25 protein-coding genes are annotated in these 23,982 nt (G+C 32.0%); 24 read left to right on the plus strand and 1 reads right to left on the minus strand.

Annotation, left to right across the window (positions count from 1 at the left end; genetic code table 11):
• Window positions 1-240: 240 nt before the first annotated feature.
• Window positions 241-720 carry a four-helix bundle copper-binding protein gene (locus tag R9X47_RS00135; RefSeq protein ID WP_432664631.1) on the plus strand — a complete coding sequence of 160 codons (480 nt, stop codon included), beginning with the start codon at window positions 241-243 and terminating at the stop codon, window positions 718-720.
• Between the two features lie 39 nt (window positions 721-759).
• Here the strand turns inward: R9X47_RS00135 and R9X47_RS00140 are convergent, their stop codons facing one another.
• Window positions 760-1,398, minus strand: a complete 639-nt coding sequence (locus R9X47_RS00140; protein WP_432664632.1) for a hypothetical protein — start codon at window positions 1,396-1,398, stop codon at window positions 760-762.
• A gap of 454 nt (window positions 1,399-1,852) precedes the next feature.
• Between R9X47_RS00140 and R9X47_RS00145 the strand changes: the two genes are divergently transcribed.
• From R9X47_RS00145 to R9X47_RS00255, 23 genes are all read left to right on the plus strand, one after another.
• A complete protein-coding gene (locus tag R9X47_RS00145; RefSeq protein ID WP_432664633.1) occupies window positions 1,853-2,125 on the plus strand; it encodes a hypothetical protein in 273 nt (90 codons plus the stop codon).
• Window positions 2,126-2,475: 350 nt separating this feature from the next.
• Entirely contained in the window at window positions 2,476-2,790 is a 315-nt protein-coding gene (locus tag R9X47_RS00150) for a hypothetical protein (RefSeq protein ID WP_432664634.1), read from the plus strand.
• Window positions 2,791-3,151: 361 nt separating this feature from the next.
• A complete protein-coding gene (locus tag R9X47_RS00155) occupies window positions 3,152-3,484 on the plus strand; it encodes a hypothetical protein (RefSeq protein ID WP_432664635.1) in 333 nt (110 codons plus the stop codon).
• A gap of 350 nt (window positions 3,485-3,834) precedes the next feature.
• Window positions 3,835-4,731 carry an AraC family transcriptional regulator gene (locus tag R9X47_RS00160; RefSeq protein ID WP_432664636.1) on the plus strand — a complete coding sequence of 299 codons (897 nt, stop codon included), beginning with the start codon at window positions 3,835-3,837 and terminating at the stop codon, window positions 4,729-4,731.
• A gap of 266 nt (window positions 4,732-4,997) precedes the next feature.
• Window positions 4,998-7,097, plus strand: coding sequence for a methyl-accepting chemotaxis protein (locus tag R9X47_RS00165; RefSeq protein WP_432664637.1), 2,100 nt, complete (start codon window positions 4,998-5,000; stop codon window positions 7,095-7,097).
• A gap of 114 nt (window positions 7,098-7,211) precedes the next feature.
• Entirely contained in the window at window positions 7,212-7,586 is a 375-nt protein-coding gene (locus R9X47_RS00170; RefSeq protein WP_432664638.1) for a hypothetical protein, read from the plus strand.
• A 62-nt stretch (window positions 7,587-7,648) separates the two neighbouring features.
• On the plus strand, window positions 7,649-8,554 hold the full coding sequence (locus tag R9X47_RS00175) for an NAD(P)-dependent oxidoreductase (RefSeq protein ID WP_432664639.1): 906 nt from the start codon (window positions 7,649-7,651) through the stop codon (window positions 8,552-8,554).
• A 192-nt stretch (window positions 8,555-8,746) separates the two neighbouring features.
• Window positions 8,747-10,039 carry a hypothetical protein gene (locus tag R9X47_RS00180; RefSeq protein WP_432664640.1) on the plus strand — a complete coding sequence of 431 codons (1,293 nt, stop codon included), beginning with the start codon at window positions 8,747-8,749 and terminating at the stop codon, window positions 10,037-10,039.
• A 5-nt stretch (window positions 10,040-10,044) separates the two neighbouring features.
• Window positions 10,045-10,728 (plus strand): response regulator transcription factor, encoded by a 684-nt coding sequence (locus R9X47_RS00185; protein ID WP_432664641.1) that lies wholly within the window; start codon window positions 10,045-10,047, stop codon window positions 10,726-10,728.
• Window positions 10,728-12,125 (plus strand): ATP-binding protein, encoded by a 1,398-nt coding sequence (locus R9X47_RS00190; RefSeq protein WP_432664642.1) that lies wholly within the window; start codon window positions 10,728-10,730, stop codon window positions 12,123-12,125. The genes R9X47_RS00185 and R9X47_RS00190 overlap by 1 nt, the downstream gene beginning before the upstream one ends.
• A 241-nt stretch (window positions 12,126-12,366) precedes the next feature.
• Complete coding sequence (locus R9X47_RS00195) at window positions 12,367-12,858, plus strand: hypothetical protein (RefSeq protein ID WP_432664643.1); 492 nt, start codon at window positions 12,367-12,369, stop codon at window positions 12,856-12,858.
• 76 nt (window positions 12,859-12,934) lie between these two features.
• Complete coding sequence (locus R9X47_RS00200; protein ID WP_432664644.1) at window positions 12,935-13,567, plus strand: hypothetical protein; 633 nt, start codon at window positions 12,935-12,937, stop codon at window positions 13,565-13,567.
• 297 nt (window positions 13,568-13,864) lie between these two features.
• Window positions 13,865-14,086: a YdbC family protein gene (locus R9X47_RS00205; RefSeq protein ID WP_432664645.1), complete on the plus strand. Its 222-nt coding sequence runs from the start codon at window positions 13,865-13,867 to the stop codon at window positions 14,084-14,086.
• 33 nt (window positions 14,087-14,119) lie between these two features.
• Window positions 14,120-14,491 (plus strand): hypothetical protein, encoded by a 372-nt coding sequence (locus R9X47_RS00210; RefSeq protein ID WP_432664646.1) that lies wholly within the window; start codon window positions 14,120-14,122, stop codon window positions 14,489-14,491.
• 188 nt (window positions 14,492-14,679) lie between these two features.
• A complete protein-coding gene (locus R9X47_RS00215) occupies window positions 14,680-15,246 on the plus strand; it encodes a TetR/AcrR family transcriptional regulator (protein ID WP_432664647.1) in 567 nt (188 codons plus the stop codon).
• Between the two features lie 314 nt (window positions 15,247-15,560).
• Window positions 15,561-16,148: a TetR/AcrR family transcriptional regulator gene (locus R9X47_RS00220; protein WP_432664648.1), complete on the plus strand. Its 588-nt coding sequence runs from the start codon at window positions 15,561-15,563 to the stop codon at window positions 16,146-16,148.
• A 186-nt stretch (window positions 16,149-16,334) separates the two neighbouring features.
• Entirely contained in the window at window positions 16,335-17,420 is a 1,086-nt protein-coding gene (locus R9X47_RS00225; RefSeq protein WP_432664649.1) for an efflux RND transporter periplasmic adaptor subunit, read from the plus strand.
• A gap of 13 nt (window positions 17,421-17,433) precedes the next feature.
• Window positions 17,434-20,520 carry an efflux RND transporter permease subunit gene (locus R9X47_RS00230; protein WP_432664650.1) on the plus strand — a complete coding sequence of 1,029 codons (3,087 nt, stop codon included), beginning with the start codon at window positions 17,434-17,436 and terminating at the stop codon, window positions 20,518-20,520.
• A 375-nt stretch (window positions 20,521-20,895) separates the two neighbouring features.
• A complete protein-coding gene (tpx, locus tag R9X47_RS00235; protein ID WP_432664651.1) occupies window positions 20,896-21,408 on the plus strand; it encodes a thiol peroxidase in 513 nt (170 codons plus the stop codon).
• A 220-nt stretch (window positions 21,409-21,628) separates the two neighbouring features.
• Window positions 21,629-21,961 carry a cupin domain-containing protein gene (locus R9X47_RS00240; protein ID WP_432664652.1) on the plus strand — a complete coding sequence of 111 codons (333 nt, stop codon included), beginning with the start codon at window positions 21,629-21,631 and terminating at the stop codon, window positions 21,959-21,961.
• A gap of 46 nt (window positions 21,962-22,007) precedes the next feature.
• A complete protein-coding gene (locus R9X47_RS00245) occupies window positions 22,008-22,388 on the plus strand; it encodes a hypothetical protein (RefSeq protein WP_432664653.1) in 381 nt (126 codons plus the stop codon).
• 86 nt (window positions 22,389-22,474) lie between these two features.
• Window positions 22,475-23,428: a 1,4-dihydroxy-2-naphthoate polyprenyltransferase gene (locus tag R9X47_RS00250; RefSeq protein ID WP_432664654.1), complete on the plus strand. Its 954-nt coding sequence runs from the start codon at window positions 22,475-22,477 to the stop codon at window positions 23,426-23,428.
• A 312-nt stretch (window positions 23,429-23,740) separates the two neighbouring features.
• A complete protein-coding gene (locus R9X47_RS00255; protein ID WP_432664655.1) occupies window positions 23,741-23,950 on the plus strand; it encodes a hypothetical protein in 210 nt (69 codons plus the stop codon).
• Window positions 23,951-23,982: the final 32 nt, after the last annotated feature.

The following is a 23,982-nucleotide window of genomic DNA, read 5'->3' on the forward strand; positions in this document are numbered from 1 at the left end:
TCCCTTGAGCTTTTTTAGTGGAGTAATTTAGCGATGTGAGACCTGATCTTTACAGAGGAGAATGCAGAAAAAATGATGAATACAAAAATAGTCCTTAGAACCAATATATTAGTCCCTGCATATATTGTTTATGTAGGGATAATTACACTAAACACGGACCATTTATGGAAAGTTTGAAAGAGCACAGCAGCGTTTAAAATTTCTATGAATAACCTGGGTTAAAGAAAGGACTGATGAAAAATGCATGAAAACTTCCTAAGGGATTCCCATAAACAAAAAAAGGATAATGATTCTAACAAACCTTCATTTGTACCTTATAATGATGAATTATTAAAGACAATTCAAGGGTGTGAAGATACCTGTGAAATGATGACTACCTATGTAAAAAATAGGTCCGATATTAAGTCTAGAATTAGACAGCTTAGCTTATTAGGTGACTGTGCTGATATCTGCGGATTAACAGCAAAGTACATTGCGAGAAAGAGTGAGTTTTCAAGGGAGATAGCTGATCTATGTGCAAACATCTGTGAAGCATGTGGAAGGGAATGCTCAAAGTTCTCCGATCCTGAATCACAAAATTGTGCTAAGATTTGCTTACATTGCGCTAAGGAATGTCGTGAATATGCCAGGGGCAAAAAGAAACCTGTAAATGCAATGAAACCCATGAACACAAAGAAGCCAATGAAAACAATGATGCCTAGATATCCTATGATGTTTTAAAAATGACTAAGACCTAGAAAGGAATAAAGCAAATTCCTTCTAGGTCTTATTATCTAATAGCATACCTCTATAAACAACATCCTCATACTTACTTTCAAGAGCAGTTTTTTTAGGTACTTTTATATTTCTAAATACAGAGTATATTTTTAATATGAGACCTTTAGTTGGCTCAAATAGAAATCCTAATGCATTTTCATTTCCTTTTATCTTCTCACTAAACATCTTTTCGTCTAGACCTAGTTCTTTACCTCCGATAATATTTATACCTAAGTTCTTTAAAGGAGTTTCAAACTCAGCAAGTAGATTTTCGATTTTATTTACATGATTAGTTCCAAAGGTCCTATCAAATGAATCTAAAGAAGTTATCGCATTATTATACTTTGAGATCAATTCATTCATATTATTAAGTAATTCTTCATCATCCTTGCTAAGATTATCAATTGCTTCTTCTAAAAGCTGCTCATCATGATAGAACTTTTTATATTCTTCCTTTAACTCCTTAAGATTATCATAGAAATTCTCGAAAAACATTAGACTATTCTCAGAGGAATGATAGGCAGAGTTTTGGATTCTTTTTACAGAAGAAATAGATTCAACTGCGTCGGTTTTACCTACATTAGTTTTTCGGTCTACAAAACTTGTACGGATTCTAGCTTTTTTTACTGATGAAACCTTCATATGCCTCACTCCTTTGTCACAATATATATAATACATATATCGGCAAAGGAAGAGATAAGTTTTATTAGATTTAATTATTTTCGAAAAAGAGTATTTAAATTTTATTTGCTATAGATTTTTCGTTATTGCTCGAAAATGAGAGAAAAGAAATTTTGACTAAATACAACTTTATGAGTAAATATTCTACGTAAGATTGGGTTATTATTAAAGCATAAAATGACAGTAATGACTTTTTACTTGTCAAAGTTAGAAATAAAGTTATAACTTTCCCCCTTGTGTAATTACTATTTATAATTAATCTAGTTGTAATGATTGAGCTGGGGGAAGGTTTAAGTTTTGATGATAAATATTAGCCATTGATAATGATTAAAATAAATAGAAACATGTTTCTAGATTTGGTTTCAAGCATTGAGCGTTAAATAGAAATAAGAGGTTATTAAAAGGTGGTAAGAGAATGAACAAGAGAATATCATATTTGATATTTATAATCTTTTCAATTGCTTATGTTTTGATTGTAGAAAAATATTTTTATGCTGATGAAAACAATTTAGTTATAGCCCTTGGATTATTTATTCTAATAGCAGGAGTATGGGGAAAGATATTAAATATAGTATTAATTAAATTGCCACTTTTCTCGTTACAAAGATATTCGAAGTATATTAATTACTCACTCATTGTTATTGGAAGTATATCTTTAATTCTAGGAATATTAAAAAGCATATTATAGTGGATTCTTATATCTTTAATTCTAAAATGAGTCAATAGAGATAGTTTTGATTATCCAATAGAAAAGCAACTGAAGTTATTATGTACAGAGTAAATAAAATATTCTGAACTAGAATACAAGGAATGTAAAGTAGGGTTTAGGATCAAACTAGCTAGCCCATGACCCTGTTATTGCTCATTCTTCCGTTGACAACGCTGATAAAAAATAATAAATAGTAAAGCTATCCATAGGAAAATTAACATTACTAAAAAGCGACTAGTGTTCGATGATTGGAGAAGTTTGTATTTAATCATTTTATAATTATAAATTATTGAAGCCATTAACAATCCAGTAAAGGAGAATGATTTTAAATGATAAAGAAAGAGGTTATAATTAGTGGACATTTTGAATTATTAGCGCTCCATAAGGCATTGATGGAGGCAAAATTTCATACCTATCCTGAAAATTTATTGATTTCAGGTAGTCCATTTATTGCTGACATATGTAATAGAGTTGTTGATGCACTAACTGAAGTTGAATCACAGAAAAATCCATCAAAACGTGAAGGATGGACGCAATGGAGGGATGTAAAAAACGAAAATTATTTAGGCGGCGTGCGATTGAGTATGCATGCAAATTTAAAAGTTGGGATAAATATACTGATGAAGAGAAAAAGGAGTATGTAGGATGTTTATTGAGTCCTTTTACATTTGATGAAGGTGATGTTTCAGAATTTATTGATGAAGTAGTTGCAAAACGTCAATCTATCTAATTTTAATAATGCCTTTTGTAATAATTGACTTTTACTGTCTGGTGTGTCCCTCGAATCTCCTTGCATTTTCTTCTTAAATCTTCAATAGCCGTTGATATTACAATATCAAAATTGACAGATTAGGTTCAAAAAATATATAAGCTACTAAATATAAAATAGGTGATTTAATGAAAAAATATAAATATAATAGATTCCACTTTCTAATAAGTTTTTCTATAGTTGTATTAAATATCATACTGTTAGGTCTAGCAATATTTTTTTCGTGGGAAGTTTTTATGAAAACAGTGTTAACAATAATTTCAATATTTTCTATCTATGTGTTAATTGATACTATGTATACAACTTTTATTGTAGATGAGAAAGGAATAATGAAAAAAACTCTTTTAAAAGAAAAAAAAGTTTTCTGGAGAGATGTAAAGCGTATTGTTAAATCTCCAACAAGCCAAGAGAAAAAAGTCTCGATATATATTTTTACCAACAATGAAACATGCCAAATACCTTATTGGATTGAAGGTTATAAGGAATTAATCTCAACAATACTGAAAGAATGTAGTAAAAGCAGTGATATTTTTATTGATGATAGTGCTTTGAAAATTCCTAAAGAATAATATTATTATACTTGATGTAAGATTTAAACCAACTAGACCAACATAGGAACAAAATCCCGTGCCGGTCTTTTTTTAATCCATAGCATTTCTGAATGGTAAAAAGTCCAAAATCAGACCCTGAACAGATATTCATTATTTACAAAATCAACTAAAAGACTAATATGGCAGTCGAAACCCTTTGGTATTAATTTTATCTACATCTAGAGTTGAATTCTTACTGTTAAACCTAATAGCAAGCCAATTGACAATGAATGATCTATAAGCTACTATGAGAATTATTATTATAGTTGTTAAAGAATTACTAAATATATATGATTCAAGTGTAGCTATATAGTGGAGTTGAGAAGACGATGGCATGCGACAAAATAGATTTTACGAAAGAGCCTGTAAAGGTTCTTTTAAGGTCAGTTGATAGACATTACTATCACTGGCATAATGCTGTTACTATAATACAAGTATTGAGTGGAGCAATAAATTTAAAGCTTTGGACGGGAGAGCACATATTAACCGAGAAGCATGTAGCTGTTATAAATACAAATGAGGTTCATCACATTTATGGTATTACCGAAAATAAGGTACTAATCATCTATATCGATTGTGAATATTGCCAGAGGGTTATTGAGGATTTTAGAAGTATAGAGTTTTATTGCTGTACTAACTACAATGAGAATAGAATGCCTGAAAAATATGATAAAGTGAGGGAGTATGTCTTTCAATTACTTTCAGAAATGATGGGGAAAGAGTCTGCAAATAGGAGCAATAGAGTAAAAACGATATGCAATAAAATGCTCACATATCTAGTTAACAATTTTGACTATTTGAGTTACGGATGTGGAGTAAATAAACTAGATGATAAATTCATTAAAAGATATAAAAGGATATATGAGTATTCATTTGGAGAAAAGATAAAAAAAGTAGGATTAAAGGAAGTTGCAGCCCATATTAATATAAGTCCATATCATCTATCCCGTGAAATTAGTAAAAAATTTGGATATACATATCAACAGTTACAATATGCCTTTATGGTAGCATGTGCAACTAGGGAGTTACTTGGAACAGACAAAAGTATTATTAGTATCTGTAATGAAATTGGTTTTTCAGATGCAAAATATATTATTAAATACTTTAAACATTATTACGGCTGTACTCCATCGGAGTTTCGTAACATCTATAAGAATAATTATAGTAATAATGTAAAATATGAAGAACATGATATTAGTGAAGTATTTAAGTATTTTAAACTATAAATATACTAAGATTATATGGCTTACCATATTTCTATAAAGTAAAATTAAAGTAATTTATCAGAAAACACCTAAAAGAAATTAAGTAGGTGTTTTTTATAGTTTTGTGTAAAACCGCAACATTGTCAAAGAAATTTTATTTTAGAAAATATATAATTAGGTAATGCGTCGACAAAATGTGATAAAAAAAGTCTTTTAAATTAAAGTATTAACCTAAACTATTCTATCAAAAATTATAAAAATATTTATCTATAAGGGGGAGGCAAAGGATGAAATTAAGAACGAGATTGATATTCTTAAGCTTAGGAATTATAATGATTGTTTCAGGAATAATCATGAGTTACATGTTTATTAATACCTACAACAATACAAAAAAGCATGTTGTTGAAAACATTGAAAAAACTACTTATGAAATCGCAAAAGAGATGGAATCAATACTTGATGATGCAATACATGATGCAGAAGGCATAGTGGACACTTTAGAAATCATGAAAAAAAGTGGTATAACTGATCGAGCATTAGTGAACCAAATGCTCAAAGAAAAGCTAGAAGAAAACCCAAACTACATTTACTCATGGATTGTTTGGGAGGAGAATGCATTTGATGGAATGGACTTTCAATATGGAAATACACCTGGTAGTGACAGTTCAGGAAGATATCTTCCTTGCTGGGGAAGAAGTGGAGACAAGTTAGTACTTGAAATTTGCTCAGAATACGAAAAAAATGACTATTACAATGTACCTAAAGTAACAAAGAAAAACTTTATAGCTGAACCTGCGACCTATAAACTAGATGGTAAAGAGGTAACAACAGTATCTTTTTGCGTACCTATTGTTATAGAGAATAAGTTTTTAGGAGTTGCCGGATTAGACATATCCCTAGAGCAGTTAACAAAAATAAATTCAACCGTAAAATTATATGAGAATGGATTTGGAAGATTACTATCGAAGAATGGAATCATACTTGCTCACTTAGATCATGAAAAAGTAAATAAAGTTGGTGGTGAGTTTAGTAATGATGAAGGAAAGGAATATTTAGCTAAAATTCAAAATGGCGATAAATTCAATAACACATCCTTTTCACCATATCTAAATCAAGATGTTTATAGGTTTTACTCCCCAATCAATTTCGAAGGAGTAGATAATATTTGGTCCTTTAGTACAGTTGTGCCGATTAGTGAGATGATGGCAGAAACTAATAGCATGATTAGATGGATGATTATTATGGGGATAATAGGTATTTCTATCATGGGAATAACCTTGTACTATAATAGTAACTATGCAGTTCGTTCTGTTGTTGTTCTTACAGAAATTGTGGAGAGATTTTCTACATATGATTTATCCTTTGATGAAAATCATGAGGCCGTTAAATATCTTGAAAGAAAAGATGAAACTGGAAGAATGACCAAGGCTCTAGCTACTATGCAGATGAACTTTACTGATTTAATTAAGAAGGTTCTAGATGCTTCTGGGCAGGTGGCAGCTTCCTCTGAAGAGTTGACAGCAACATCTCAACAGTCAGCAACAGCCTCTGAGGAGGTGGCAAGAACTATTGAAGAACTTGCAAGAGGAGCAACGGACCAAGCCAGGGATACAGAGACAGGTTCTGAAAAGGTATATCAATTAGGTGAAATAATAGAATCAAATCAAGGATTAATGGTAGATGTAAGTAATGCATCGGATAAAGTAGGAAAACTAATTGATGAAGGATTACTAGTTATTAATGATTTAATAGAAAAGACAAAGGAAAGCGGTAATTCTGCTAGAGAAATATATGATGTTATTATAAAGACAAATGAAAGCTCTGATAAAATTGGGCAAGCTAGCAACGTTATTGCATCAATTGCTGAGCAAACAAATCTTTTGGCATTAAATGCTGCAATAGAGGCTGCAAGAGCAGGAGAAGCCGGTAAAGGTTTTGCAGTAGTAGCGGAAGAAATTAGAAAGCTTGCTGAACAGTCAACCATGTCTACAAAGGAAATAGACTCTATAGTAAATGAGTTAACAAATAATGCAAATAGCGCTGTTGAAAAAATGGAGAAAGCTTCGGAAACTGTAGAGAAGCAGATGCAAAGCGTTAATGAGACAGAAAGTAAATATAAAGAAATCGCAGATGCCATAGAAGATGCTGAAAGTGCAATAGAAAAGATGAGTGGATCAGTAGAGGATATGGAGAGCAAAAAGACAGACATCTTAGATATCATTCAATCTTTATCAGCAATAGCACAGGAAAACGCTGCTGGGACCGAAGAAGCATCGGCTTCAACTGAGGAACAATCTGCTTCAATGCAGGAGATTGCCAATGCCAGTGAAGGTTTGTCGGAAGTAGCGCAGGAGCTTCAAAAATCTATTTCACAATTTAAATTATAGGTGTGGGAAACCAATAGTTTGATTTGGATATCAGGTAAAATATAGATATTAAGGGGTAGGGGGATTTAATATACAGCTATCTAGTAGCTCAGCTATTAGATGGCTGTCTTCGCGATGATTGAAAAGAGGTGGAGTTATATAAGTAGAGAAGAAATAAATAATATAATGGAATACCTAGAAGATACAATAATTGAACTAGATGATGAGTATAGAATACAGTATATAAAAACAAATAATAGATCAAATAAGGGTATCTTAAGAGAGATTATAGGAAAGAAACTTGATGAAGTTTTCGAAAAGAAATATGCTAACTACTTTAGTTATATGTTGTTTAAGTCCTCAGCCGATGAAGAGAGTCTGGAGGGTGAGATTGAATATGATAAAAATGGTGTTATAAGTTATTATAGATTTAAAATAATCCATATTAGAAGAATAATCTTAATAAAATTTAGAAAGATCAGTGAAGGAATTTTAGAAGTAAAAAATTAAAATTTGTACATTAATTTTACTACTCCACATTGTTTTTGTTATAATTCAATTGTTGGGAGGCGATGACAATAAAATTCAATAAAATAGTATCAATAGATAATACAGGATTGGAAAAGGTGGTTAGAGAGAAATTACATGATTTAGCCGGTGAAGTTATACTGTATGATGATTATCCAAGCAATAATTCTGAAATTATATCAAGAATAGATGATGCAGAGTGTGTTTTAGTGTCATGGAATACACGAATCGATAAAGAGGTAATTGAAAACTGTCCTAATATAAAATATATTGGAATGTGTTGCAGCCTGTATGATGAAAAAAGCGCTAATGTAGACATCAGTATAGCAAGAAAGCATGGGATTACGGTTCTAGGCGTAAGAGACTACGGTGATGAGGGCTTAGTAGAATTTGTGATTAGTGAACTTATAAGACTACTACATGGCTTTGGTAAGCATCAATGGAAAGAAGAAATTCTAGAGCTTACTAATCAAAAACTTGGGATTATCGGTTTGGGTGCCACTGGTATAATGCTTGCTGAAAAGGCAAAGGCATTTGGAATGGATATATACTATTATAGTAGATCAAGGAAGTTAGATTTGGAGAAAAAGGGGATAAAATATCTAGAGCTCAATGAGCTATTAGAAGAAGTAGACATATTGTCAACCCATCTACCTAGAAACACTATAGTTCTGAATGAAGATGAATTTAAATTATTTGGAAATAACAAAATCCTAATAAATACTTCTCTAGAGCCAACTTTTAATGTAACAGATTTTGAGGAGTGGATATTAGATAAGGATAACTATGCCATTTTTGATAGGGTTGCTATGGGTGCATTTTATGAGAAGCTTAGAAGTTATGATAATGTAATATTTTCTGAGAAAGTTTCAGGCTGGACTAAACAGGCTAAAGAAAGGTTGTCTGTTAAGGCACTTGAAAACATATATGAATATTTGAAGGCAAATTAAATAATATTTAGGATCTAAAAAATAACTCTAATATAGGGATTTTAGTTTTGCTATCTAAACCCCATAGGGGTTATTTTTTTGATTTGTAATACTTTTGTCAATCTTTATCTGATATTTGCCTATATAATTATAAATGTAGAAAATACAAAAAAGAATAATAGAATTTATACATATAAATATGGAGGCGATAAGATGAAGATAAAAAAAGGACTAATAATTGCAACTTGCATTTCAAGTTTAGTTTTAGGCGGTTGCGCTATAAATACGAAGGCAGAGGAGATAATGTCTGCACCTAAAATAACAGTAACGCAGGAAAATATTCAAAGTATAATAAAGGAGAATCTTGGGGAGAGTATAAAGCTTCTTAAACCTAAGAACATTAACAGTCCAATTAAATTTATAGATATTGACAATGATGACCAAGATGAGATAGTGATATTCTATGCATCTGAAAATGAAAGTAATTTGCTTAGAATAGCTATGTTTGACTATGTAGAAGATGAGCTTAAGGTGTATAATACAATAAAAGCAAATGGATTAGACTTCGACAAAGTATTTTTTAAAGACATAGATGAAGATAAAAGCTTGGAGATAATACTTGGATATGAAACAGAAAACTATATGCCAAAAGGATTAAATATTTATAAGTATAAAGAGGATAACTTAGAAGAGATATTTAGTGAAACCTATGATCAAATGATAACCTATGATATTGATTCCGATAATACAGATGAAATTTTATTAACTAAAAGAGACGGAGAAAATGTTATATCAAACTTAAATCTATATAAATACAAAGAAGATAAAATGGTAAAAGTCGATGAAAAAGAGATTGATTATGGCGGTGTAATAAGCTTGAAGGCAGGCTTAGTCTCAAAGGATACCATGGGTGTATTTGTAGACAGTGTTGTTGGAGCTCATTCAGGATCAACAAATATGTTTATATACAAAGATGGAGGACTAGTAGATCCATTTGAGAATAACCCAGATAGGTGGGACCTGTTTTTTAGTCCATATGCTGTAATATCAAAGGATATAGATGGAGATGAAATTATTGAAGTGGCTAGCTTATTTCCTTTAAAGGGCTATGAAGATGAAGCTATGGCTGGTATGATTTTTAAGACTATGTGGTCAAAATGGGATGAAAAAGATGGAGTTAAATTTGTCATGGATTCCATATATAATGCTTATGGAGAATATGAAATCATATTTCCGGAAGGTTTAGATGAAAATATAACCCTAACTAGAGAAATTAAAGATAATAAATATAGTGATGTGATTGAATATATAGATGGAGATAAAAAGGAAGAGGTACTTGAGATATTAACTATAGCCGGCAAAGAGAATACGGAAGAACTTGGAATAGAATATAAACATCTAAAAAACTATAAAGATATGATATACTTTGTTAGAATAATAAACGAAGAGCTATATGAGGAATTCGACTTTGAGAATATATTAAATAATAATTTCATAACAGGGTGAGAAAATTGCTAAATATTCTATTGCTTGAAGATGAAGAGGGAATCAGAAGCTTTGTTAAAGTTAACCTGCTTAGGGAAGGATACAATGTCTACGAGGCAGAGTATGGTGAAAAGGCTCTAGAAATCCTAAGAAACTATGAGATAGATATAGCCGTTTTAGATGTACTACTTCCCGACCTAAGTGGCTTTAAGGTTCTTGAAAATATTAGAGAAAATGATAATAACATAGGTGTCATAATGCTTACAGCTAAGTCAATGCTAGAGGATAGAATTGAAGGACTATCTTTAGGGGCAGATGACTATATTACTAAACCCTTTAGTCCAAAGGAGCTGGTTTTGCGAATACAGACTCTGGGAAGGAGAGTAAAGGGTTCTTCTAAAGAGAGAACGACTCTAAATACGAAGAACTTCACCTTAAGTCTAAAGGATAGAGCTTTATATAAAAATAATATTAGTATAGATATCACACAGACTGAGTTTGAGATAATGAAATACTTTATTGAAAACAAAGGAAATGCTCTATCTAAGGATGAGATGCTAGACAAAATCTGGGGAATAAACTATTTTGGGTCAGTAAACACCCTTGATGTAAATATTAGTAGACTTAGAAGAAAAATCGAAGATGATCCATCGAAACCCAAGCATATAAAAACCGTTTGGGGTTATGGATATAAATGGGAAGATGGCTAATGATGAATGGGATAAAGGGAAGATGGATAAAGAACTATATACTTATTCCTATTGTGGTTCTTTTATCGGTTGAAATATTTTTTATGTACTTTATAAAGGATTACTATTATGATCTTATAAAAGTCAACCTTACTAAAAGAGTAGAGATCTCTGCAACCTTTTATAACAAGTATCTTTCTGACAGAGATGCTTATTTTGAAGATAGTATCAGAAGTTTATATAATGAATTTAGTATGGAAGATTTGGTTGAAACTCAAATTATTGATAGTACAGGTAAAGTGCTATATACTTCCAGTGGTTTAGAAATCCTAGATAAGGTTAATACAAATGATTATCAGCAAGCAATGGATAGAAAGGTTGGATACTATGTAGGTGAGTATCTTAATGGAGAAAAGGTTATGATAGTATCTATGCCATTGTATTTTCAGGATAGAGTTTCCGGGGTAATACGTTCGATAACGTCCTTAGAAAAGGCTGATGATATAGTTTCAAAATATATAAGGATTTCTATTTTGATTAGCCTCATAATCATTGGAATAATGATAGCTTTGAGTAATATATTCTCAAGGTCAATAATCAAACCGATTAGTGAGATATCTAGGGTATCAAAGCTGTATGCAAATGGGGATTTTACCGAAAGAATAGACAAAAGGTATAATGATGAAATAGGCGAACTGACGGATTCAATTAACTATATGGCAAGTGAAATATCTAAGGTTCAGGAGTTAAAGAATGATTTTATATCTTCAGTATCCCATGAGCTGAGGACTCCTCTCACGGCAATTAAGGGATGGAGCGAAACATTGCTTACTGGTGAGTTATCAGATAAGGAAGAGTTAGAAATCGGTCTTAAAATAATCGATAGAGAAACAAAAAGGCTATATGGATTGGTTGAGGAACTATTAGACTTTTCAAGAATTGAAAGACATGATTTAAAGTTAGAGGTTGAAGATGTTAACCTTACCGAATTAATTGATGAAGTAGTGAAAATATTTTATAAGAGAAGTAAGATAGAAGGAGTAAATATTATCCTTGATAATGAGCTTGATAGTCCACAGATCAAAGCCGATTATAATAGATTGAAGCAGGTTTTGATAAATATAATTGACAATGGATTCAAGTTTAATAAGAACAGTGGATATATACGGATAGAAACATATGGTGATAGAGAGTATGTTACGATTTCCATAGAAGATAGCGGAGTAGGTATAAGGACTGAAGATATAAGGAAGGTAAAGGAAAAATTCTATAAAGGAAATCAAAACATAAATGGTAGTGGCTTAGGCTTGTCAATAAGCAATGAGATTGTGACTCTGCATGAAGGAACACTTGATATAGAGAGTAGTATAAACAAGGGAACAAGGGTTAGAATTAAGCTGAAGCGACAATTGAATTAAAGAGAAAAGAAATAATTCCATTTTAATATACGGTGGAGTTATTTTTTTGAGGTGAGGAAACTGCATAATTAGAATTGTAATTATGCAATTTGCTCAGGTGATTTAGTACAGGACTAAAGATACAAATATGTTTTTTCATGACTATAAACCTTCTTGTATTATCTATTATAAAAATCTGTTATAATTATACTAGATTTTGAGAAGTTGCTATATAAACTTACTATTGAGGTGCTAGCAAGATATGAAAAAAATAATTTTTATAACTATTGCGATAATAATTACTACACTATTTATACTATATCCTATTTCAAAAACAACCCCTAACGATATAGATGTGAAAGTTATTTCAGAAATGTCGGAGACGGAGAATCAAGAATACTTGACAATGAATTTGAAATGGCAGTGGGATAGAGAACCCATGTTTAAGGGAAACGAAGATATGATTGTTATAGTTAATCCAAATATGATGATCCATGAACACTGGAATGAAGTAAATGCAAAATATGGTTTACGTTATGGAGATGTTTCGCTATTTTTTACAAAACACTCAGAACAACAGTATATAAGAAAATTTTTATCAACTCCAGATAAGAATGGTGAGATAACTTTGAAATTTTTTCAAAATAAAGAGGATGACAGTATTAATGATATAAACGAATATAGGATTTATTATGTTCATAGTGGGAAGGTGTCCCTTGGAACGGAGAATTACTGGATAAAACGGATAAGATAATAATCACTTTTTCGACTTTCTTATAATATTGTAAAACGTAAGGATATATATCTATAGTACCAAGGGGGATAATTAAATGACATTAGATATTTTAAGTAAGATAAAGGGAATAAAGTTAACTGGTAAAAACATTGTTAGAGCCATCGTAATATTTCTAATAGCTATAAATCTAATTATTTGGATTAGAATGCCTGAATTTGGAAGATCAGTCAGTGGTCATTTATTGAGTGATTATAGATTTGTAAATAGAAGTGTAGAGGTTGTAGGAGAAGATGAGATAGTAAAATTGAAATATGGCAATATAGATAAGTATTTCAATATTGAATATATTAAAGGTCAAAGACAACATTACAAAGTAATCTTAAAAAACGGAAGAGAATTTGAAAGTGTTTATGGCGACATGACGGAAATAGTAGATGGTGAAAGTGTACCTATTGACATTGGAGAATTCTTTGAAAATGAAATGGGGTTACTCTTGCTACTAAGAGCAATCGACGACAGCGCTGGTATCAAATCTCAAATTTTAGGAGTGCTTATTTTAACTAATATAATGGGTGCATTTTTCGCGCTTTGCCCTAAAGGTATAATAGCCTTTCGTAATCTAGGAATGTTTAAAAGCTATGAACCTAGTGAACTAAATATATATATGACTGCGGCCGTAGGTTTCTTTCTAATACTCTATTCAATATTTATGACAATGAAATTCTAACTTTTAAGATATAAGAAAATTAAAAATTGAGAACAGCGAACAAGTATTTTCTTTCAAATCACAACAGACTTCTACCTATGGCAGAAGCCCTATATATAAAAAGGAATAATCCTTGTTCACCTTCCAATCTTTAAAATTTTTTAGGGATAAACTTAACTTAAATATATAATAACAAATGAATATGTATAAAATGTGAATTGATTGTAAACAAAAAGATTAAATGATTTTGATTTCAGTAGATATTTAAGAAACTAACTGCATAACTTATAAAGTGATTTATATAAAGGAGGAAGAAGAATGGCAGAACTAAAATACGAAATTCTTGAAACATTGGGAGTACTTTCAGAGTCATCGAAAGGGTGGTCAAAAGAGCTTAATATTATAAGCTGGAATAATAGACAACCTAAATTTGACCTTAGAGACTGGGCTCCGGACCACGCTAAAATGGGAAAAGGTGTGACATTGACTAAGGAAGATTTGAAAAAATTAAGGGAAATTTTGAATGGGATGGACCTATAGGACATAATTATTATTTATAAGGGGGAATTAATAATGGATATTAAAAGATATAGAGAATTCTTATTTGGAAAACCTGAGAATAAAGAAGAGACATTTGAAAATAAAGTACTAAAAGTTGCTAAGCAAATGATTCTCCATTTTGATAAAGCACAAAAGGAAGGAAATGAAAAGAGAAAAGGAGAAATTATTTTTACTAACTCATGTAAAGAAAATGAAGACGGTAAAGGGTTTGTAATGAAAATCCGAGCAAATACATATGAGTTTACCTATGAAGAAGTAAGAAATAGTTTATCAAAAAGTCTACTCAAGAAAACTAAATCAGTTGAAGACAGAATTGAAAATACAATATTTAATCTTTTAGAAACGAAGAGGGAAAATCAGGGCACGGCTAAAGAGATGGAATAGGAGAGACATTCTGAAACACCCTAGGGCTGGACTCATAAGATTGTTTTATGAGTCAGCCCTTTTTTTAAGGCCATTTATTGAAGAAGACAAGACGATATTCTTGATATTCTCTTGACATAATATGGATAATATAGTATTCTTAAATTAGGACGGATGTACGAATTATATATGAATAGGATGAAGCTTAAATGGAGAATGGAAAAAAAGTAAGTCAATTCGACAAAATCATAGATGCATCATATAAATGTTTATCTGAAAGAGGATATGCCAATGTCTCTTTAAGAGAAATTGCAAATGAAGCTGGGGTTGCGCTGAGTCAACTACATTATTACTTCGGAAGTAAAAAAGAGCTATTTAAAGCTATAATGGAGAAAAACTCGAATGAATATCTACAGAAGGTTGAATATCACCTGAAGAATACAGAAAAGCCTATTGATAGAATAAAGTTCTTTCAAGAATCCGTGATAAATGATCCCGCAGCTACCCGTCTATTATGGGACTTTACAAGTTTGGCTCTATGGTCAGATTCTTTTAGAGATGTATTAAATAAACTTTATGATGATTTAGCAAAAATAATAGAAGAATATATTTTAGATGATAATTCTGTAGCTGATAGAATCAAAGAATATGATCCCAAGCTTTTCTCTAGGATGATTTTAGGATCAATGCTTGGAGTTGGAGTACAGGTATTAATAGATCCTGATGGAGAGAGGCTATTAGGTTGTCTAGACCCATTGAATACAATTTTTAAATAAAAAGGATGATTGTTTTAAACTAAATAGTTATATTTATTAATTGCTATATATATGCATAATAGCAAATTAATAATGCAAAACTTAGAACGGTTGTCCGAATTATTAGTGAGAAAATTTAATATTTTAAAACAAATAAAACGAACGTACGAATTGTTAATTAGGAAATGATTTTATTAACATAGCAAACTAGATTTATTTGCCGTATGGTCTATTGGATTACAGTATGACAATTTGAATTTCTTTATTCTTGATCACTCTCAAAATATTATAACAACTTGGTACATATTGAAGCTATTATTAGAGGTGATATAAGTATGGCAAGAAATACAGACCCAACAAAACTGGAAAAAATTAAAAAGGCTGCCATGGATTTAGTGGTGAAATATGGGTATAGGGGTACTTCTATTGGAGCTATCGCTAAAAAAGCTGGAGTTTCTATTGGTTATTTATATAGGCATTATAGTGGAAAAAGTGATTTGATACAGGATTTAATTGATTATAATTTTAAAGTATTCGAAGAGTTATTTCTTCAAATCGAGAACGAGAGAGATACTATTAAAGAAAATATCTACGATATTATAAAAATGTTATTCGATATGGCAATAAAATATCCAATAAAGGCTAAGTTTCTATGTGCCCTTATTTTTGATCAGAATTTTGAACTTAAAAAGAGAAGAGAAAATGAGGAGAAAATTAGAAAATTTGGGAATGATGTCTTAAGGAAAGGGCTTGAGAATGGGGAAGTAAATCCTAAGACTTCACTACAAGAAATAATGCTTGTTATATTTGCTATTACATTTAACTATATATCAATAAATCTAAGTGAAGATTATACGAAAGAGAAGTTTGGAGAAAAACAGGCTAGAAGAGTAACGGAAATTTGCTTAAACGCATTACAATAGCAGTTAAAAGACATCGAAAAACCAGGGGGGAACTAGATTTCATTTTAGGAAATGAAATCAAATAATTTTTTAACCATAAATGAACAAAAGTTCATTTATTTTAATCAGAATATGTGAATGAAAGTTCATTCATTAAATTTAGAAAATTCTGAAAAATAATCAAAGAATATGAAAGGGGTAGTTGTTATGAAAAGGTTTTTACTAGTGTTACTAATGATGACTATGATATGTACACTAGTGGCTTGCTCAAGGGCAGAAGAGGTTAAGGTAGAGGAAAAAGTAATGGCAATTAAAGTTATGGAAATAAGTGAAAGAGAAAACCCTGTGCTCTTAGACTATATAGGGACAGTCAACTCAAAGGATATGGTCAAGTACAGCTTCAAGTCAACTGGGAAATTAGGAAGGATTTTTGTTGAAAAAGGAGATAAGGTTAAGAGAGGAGACAAATTGGCTCAGTTAGATATGCAGGATCTAAACTTTCAATTATCTGCTGCTAAGTCAAGTCTAGATACGGCACAGCTAAATATAAAAAAGGCCAAGGATGCCCTTACTTATGATAAAGATATGCTCAATAAGATGAATGAACTTTTTAAAGAAGGAAGTATATCTCAGGATCAATATGATCAAGTAAAGCTTAAAGCCGATATATCGTCTACAAGCTATAATCAGGCTAAAACTCAATATGATATGGCAAAGACAGATTATGAGTTTAAACTAAGCTTAGTCGATGATGCTACTATATATGCAACTCAAGATGGAAGTATAGTAGAAACCCTCTATGAAGTAGGAGAACTAGTTCCACAGGGACATCCTAGCGTAGTCGTAAGAAGCGATGTACAGATTGTTAATGTAGGAATAGCTCAAAAAGATCTACAAGAAATAGAGATTGGAACTGAAGCCATTGTAGATGTTGAGGGGGAAAGGGCAATTGGTAAAGTAACTAATATATCAGAAGCACCAGACGAAGCAACAAGGACTTACAACGCTGAAGTAACTGTTGAGGATAGAAATTTTAGATTGGGTTCTATATCTAAGGTAAGTTTCAATATTGGGGTGGAAAAGGGGGTTTGGATTCCTATCTCAGCCATCATGGCCAATGGAGAAGACTATGTATATATTGCTAAGGACGACAGAGTTTTTAAGAGAATAATTGAACTTGGGAAAATCTATGAGGATGCAGTTATGACCAAGGGAATAAATGAAGGTGAACTACTTGTTATAAGTGGGATGAAGAATTTAAATGACGGTTCTAAGATAAATATTGAAAAATAGAGGGGGAGTTTGAATGAATAGCTTAATTAAGATATTAATTCAAAAAAGAAGGGTTACTATTTTTCTAGCAATAATAATTGCCTTTTTAGGTGCCTATGCCTATTATGTATTACCAAGGCAAGAAAATCCCGATGTATCGGCTCCAGTAGCCATGATTGTCACCCCCTATCCCGGAGCTTCTGCAAAGGATATGAATGATTTAGTGTCTAAGAAAATTGAGGATGAACTATATGAGTTAGATGGTTACGATTATTCATTTGCAATTTCAAAAGAAGGTCTATCTATTGTATTTATTCTTTTTGAAAATGGAACTGATTCTGACAAAGCTATGCAAGACGTAAGAAATGCTGTGGCAGATGCAAAAAATGAACTACCTAGTGGCGCAATGGATAGTCAAATAGATACAGACTTAATTGAAACAGCTGGAATCGTCATAAGTTTGTCGGGAGAAAAGTACAGCTATGAGCAATTGGCCTCCTTTGGAGATCAGTTTAAGGATAAACTATCTGATATAGAGGGAATATCTAGATTTGATATAGAAGGAGAGCTTGATAAAGAGGTGAAGGTCGATGTGGATATACCTAGGATAAACCAACTGGGAATATCTCTTCAGGACCTTTACGATATACTTAGAGCACAAAATGTTGAAATACCTTCAGGTGATATTGAAACAAAAAATGGAAAGATTAAGGTTAAAACTCCAGGTATATATTCATCTATCGATGATATAAGGAATACTATAATAGGTGTTTCTCCTGAAACTGGAGTAGTTACGAGGCTTTCAGATATCGCAGATGTCTATATGGGACTAGAAGAAGGAGTAGAAAAATATAAGCAAAACGGTCAAAATGCGGTTCTCTTGACGGGATATTTTCAAAAAAGCAAGAACGTAGTTATCGTAGGGAAGGATGTCAGAAAGGCACTTGATAAAGTAAAATCAACACTTCCAAAAGATTTGGTAGTTGAGGAAGTTATTTATCAACCCGATGATGTAAGTAAATCGGTAAATGACTTTATGAAGAACCTTATTGAAGGTGTGATTTTTGTAATAATAGTAGTTTTTTTAGGTATGGGAATAAGGAATGCGATTGTAGTCTCGACAGCTATACCTCTTTCCATACTGATGACCTTTGGTGTAATGTACCTTATGGATATATATATACATCAAATATCTTTAACGGCCTTAATAGTAGCATTAGGAGTTCTAGTGGATAATGCCATAGTTATAAGTGATACTATACAGGTAAGGATAGATAATGGAGAAGGTAAGCTTCAAGCTGCCTTTAAGGGAACAAGTATGTCGGCTGTTCCAATATTTACGGCCACGCTTACAACGGTTGCTGCCTTTTCACCATTATTAGGAATTCCAGGGGCTGGTGGAGAATTTCTAAAGGCTGTACCACAGGTTCTTATTATATCAATAGTTGCTGCATATATAGTATCTATGTTTATAACACCGGCTATGGCAGCAGTATCATTTAAAAAAAGTAAGAAAAAGAAGGATAAGGAGGGCTTTTTAAGACGCTTCTTCAAAAGAACTCTTAAATTAGGTTTGAAAAGGAAGTTGGCTACTACTATATGTATATTTATAGTACTTGTACTGGTAATGCAGATTGTCATGCCCCTTCTATCGGCAGAATTCTTTCCCTTTGCTGATAAGGACTTGTTCTATATAGATATAGAGACAGAGGTTGCAGGGGATATGGATGCTACAGAAAGGCTTTCAGACGAAATATTAGAGCTTCTTTCTAAGGAACCTGAGATAACAAGTTACACAGTAGCTGTAGGAAATGGTGTGCCTAAGTTTTATGTTACAATGATGCCTTCTACTCCATCACAAGATTATGCTCAAATGGTAATAAAATTTGATTTAGGAGATGAGAAGGACAGAAGATTTGCAAGCCGTGATGAATTGGCAGAACATATACAGAGACTATTGGATGAAAATATTTCTGGTGGCAAATGTACCGTAAATCAGCTGCAATTAGCAAAGCCAGGTTCGAAGGTAGTAATAAGAGTCTCTGGTGAAAGAATAGATCGTTTAACTGAGGTGTCTGAAGAACTTAAGAATGCTCTAAAGGAGATTCCAGGAACAACAAATGTAAGGGATGATATGAAGGATAGAACATATCAATATGAAGTAAATGTAGATGAAGATAAGGCAATGAATCTAGGAATAACTAAGTATGATATACAAAGGCAGATTAATATAGCACTATACGGAGCTAAGCCTTCGGTATATAGAAGGAATGGTAATGAATATAGCATACTTGTACAGAGTAATATAAGTAGCATAAGGGAGCTTGAGAACCTTGATATAAAGTCCTCAATGACTAATAATAAGATACCACTTAAGCAGTTTGCAACTATAGGGTTTGGCTCAAAGCTTGATACAATAAGTAGATATGACAGAAAACAGACTATAACAGTGGAAGCAGATACGCTTCCAACAGGGGACCCTGTGTTTGTTGAGAATCAATTAGAAAATAAATATCTACCTAATATAGAGACATCAGGGGTAAAAATTGATTTTGATGGAGAAAGAGAATTGATAATAGAGAATTTCGGAATAGTAGCAGTTTTAGCTATGTTAGCGATATTTATCATCTATGTAATTCTTGTGGTACAGTTTAACTCTTTTATTCAGCCCGTTGTTATATCGCTCACGATACCATTATCTTTAATAGGTTCGATTCTAGGATTATATCTATTTAAGCAGCCATTATCATTCACAGCTTTTCTAGGGATTATAGCCCTTATAGGATTAGTAGTGAAAAATGGTATACTCCTTATAGAATATATAAATGATGCAAGAAAACAAGGCCATGGAATAGATGATGCCTGTGTCGATGCAGTAGGTAAGAGATTTAATGCTATAATTCTTAGCGCAGGAACTACCATCATGGGACTTTTCCCATTAGCCATATCGGGAAGCAGCCTATTTGCACCAATGGCGGTGTCATTAATGTCAGGGCTTTTTGTATCTACATTCTTGACCATGGTTGTAATACCTGTTATATACAGCTTGATTGAGACATTCATTGAGAAGTTTAAGAGCAAAAGAAAAAGCAAAGGGTCAAAATCAATATTAGAGATATAATTAATAATAGAATGAATTTGAGGCATAGGGCTAATATAGCTTCTATGCCTGAGACTGCCCGGAAACCCGAATTTCTTCGTTGGTGCTTCAACCAAGAACCCTTACGTATGTCTGTATACGCTGCGGTATCTTGATTTCAGCACGCTTTGAACTTCGACTTTCCGGGCAGTCTGTCATCTTGTAGACTTTGTCTACAATCTGAGGCATAGAGCTAATATAGCTTCTATGCCTCATTAATTCAACGAATCAATAAAATTTCATGGATTAAAAAAATTTTATGTTAGAAAAAATTTTTACTGGGTATCATATTTATGAATTAATAATTTGGAATATAAAATTCAATACATAGAATTATAAAAATGAGGAGGAAGTAATATGAGAAAGGACGCAGTAAAATTTGGAGGTAACCCTATAACTTTAAGAGGGAATGAAATAAAGGTTGGAGCGAAGGCTGAAAATTTCACGGCAGTAAAGCAGGATTTATCAGAATTCGACTTTTATAAAGACACAGAGGGTAAGATAAAGGTTATAAGTATTGCACCATCTATAGACACTCCGGTTTGCTCGATTCAAACTTCATATTTCAATGAGGAAGCTACTAAATTAAGTGATGATGTAGAAATTGTCACTATAACAGTTGATCTACCATTTGCTCAGAAAAGATTCTGCGGAGCTAAGGGGATAGAAAACATACAAGTAGTTTCAGATCATAAAGATTTAGACTTTGGAGAAAAATATGGATTTATCATTGATGAATTCAGACTGTTGGCAAGGGGAATCGTGGTAGTAGATAAGAACAATACAGTAAAATATGTTGAATATGTAGAAGAGGTTACTAATGAGCCTGACTATGAAAAGGCATTAGCTGAAGTTAAGAAATTAGTATAGTATATAATTGGGGTATCTCATAAAAGAATCTTATGAGGTACCTCCTTTTTTATTGGATTTTGAAGAACAGATATTTTATTGATACTTGAGTGTAAGAAAATACATCTGCCAAGAGTATTTAGAAAATATTTAGATGTTCTAACTACTAAATGATGATATACTATGTAATATATTGCCGAACTTACTATGATTACAGGGAAAATACGAAGGGGGAAGTAGGATGTTTGTAAAAAATAATGAGGGAAAAAAATTTAGCTTAGCTAAGGGGATAACTAGCAAGATTTTAGGACATGGTGGAAAACTGATGTTAGTAGAGAATCACTTTAAAGAGGGAGTAGTAGCCCCTATGCATAGTCATGAGAATGAACAAACAGCATACATAGCAAAGGGGAAATTTGAATTTACCATTGGTGATGAAAAACAGATTCTTGAGACAGGCGATAGCTTTTATGTAGAGGCTAATGTTCCACATGGCTGTGTTGCTATTGAGGAAGGAATTGTTGTTGATATATTTACTCCGCAAAGAGAAGATTTTCTTAAGAAGGTTGATTAAAAGAAAAAGCCTAATCATAAATTAATATCTTTGTTGGGAGGTTGAAATGAAAAAGAAAATTATATTAACAATTGTAGTACTGCTAATTGGTATTTTGTTAGGTTACGGATATTCTTCATATGAAAGATTTATTTATTCACATAAAGTATCTATAAAAGAAATTACTGAAGGGCAAATGATTTTAAATAACATTGAGACATTAAATAGTGTAGATGTAACTGGTATTATGCCAAAAGCAATATATAATCCGACATGGGTTCTTTGGAAAGGTCATGAACCTGGGATTATAATGTTGAAAGATGGTAAAAAAATGAAGGCGAAAATTAGTGTATATGGTGGCTTCTTTGCGATAGAGGGGATTAAAGGCTTTTTCTATTTCGAAGATGATGAAAGAGAAGTATGGGAAAATATTGTTGAGAAAGATTAGAGTGTCTAAGGTGGGGCAAGAAAGAAAATGTATAAGATTATAGATTATGCAATAACTGAAATTAAACCAACTAGGAGAAAGGAAATATGTCAATCAGTAGTTTTTTAAAATTAGTTGAAATCAGAACAAAGGTAGCGAGTGTCATTCCATTTGTACTGGGTACACTGTATGCTTTGAATAGATTCAATAGCTTCAATGTAAGGAATTTCATCCTTATGTTTATATCACTGATAACAATCGATATGGCAACAACGACCATTAACAATTACTATGACCATAAAAGGGCAAATAAAACCCAGGGATATAATTATGAAATTCATAATCCCATAGTGAAGGACAATCTAAGGCAGGCAAGGGTAATTGGATTAATATTATTGCTTATAGCCTTGGCAGTAACGTCTGGATTAGCGCTATTTTTAAATACAAATATCGTCGTTTTACTATTAGGTGCCATATCCTTTTCTGTAGGCATACTATACTCAGCGGGATCAATCCCTATATCTCGTACACCTTTAGGGGAATGCTTTTCAGGGATATTTATGGGATTTGTGATAGTCTTTATTTCAGTATATATACATATATACGATCAAGATATAGTAAACCTTATATATGGGAATGGAATCTTGAGTGTCAGTGTAGATATTCTAGAGATTTTCTATATTTTCTTATTCTCTATCCCGACAATAAACAGTATTGCGAATATCATGTTAGCAAATAACATTTGTGATATGGAGGATGATATAGAAAACAAACGTTATACATTGCCAATTTATGTAGGCAAAGAGAAGGCGTTGAAGATATTTAAAATACTATATTATTTTATCTATTTTGATATAATTATTTTAGTGATACTGAGGATTGTTCCAATTATTTCTTTGGTTGTATTCATTACTATATTACCAGTGGAGAGGAATGTTAGGACGTTCTATTATAAACAATCCAAAAAGGATACATTTGTTTTAGCAGTTAAAAATTTTATGATTATCAACGTAGTTAATATAATATCACTGGGAGTTGCAACCATAATAGCTAGAAACTAAGGGGATGTCTCAGAATGGCGAATTTCTGCGTTATTTGAAATGTTCACCGACTTGACACGTACGTTAGTACTAGCCAAACCGTTGAAATAAACTTCACTCATTCTGTGAACTCATAAGAAATCTTTATGAGACAGCCCCTTAATTCAATCTTTAGGCTTCGAGGACTTGAACAAACTTGATTGTAATAGTTTTATGTAAACTCTAAAGACGTGGATATACTGATAGTCGGACTTTTATTATATCTCACTGTTTGTAAACTTCAACCTGCTATCAATTTATGTTATACTTGAATCAATGGAAAGGGGCTTACATATGATAATTGCATTAACAGTGTTTTTAATAGTATTAGGATCATTTTTTGTATGTTTAGGGATGTTGTTTATAAACTACAACCTTTCTCCGATGAAAAAGATTGTAGACAAGCAGTATGTTTATAAAAACAACAAACTTGGTTTTCAAGTAATGATACCGGGATTAGTACTAATGGTATTGTCTTGTATTATATTTATTAACAATAGATAGCGAGTCAGGGAATTAAAGTCCTTGTCTCGTTA

Origin of the sequence: Wukongibacter baidiensis (assembly GCF_050888315.1) — a bacterium.
GTDB lineage: Bacteria > Bacillota > Clostridia > Peptostreptococcales > Caminicellaceae > Wukongibacter > Wukongibacter baidiensis.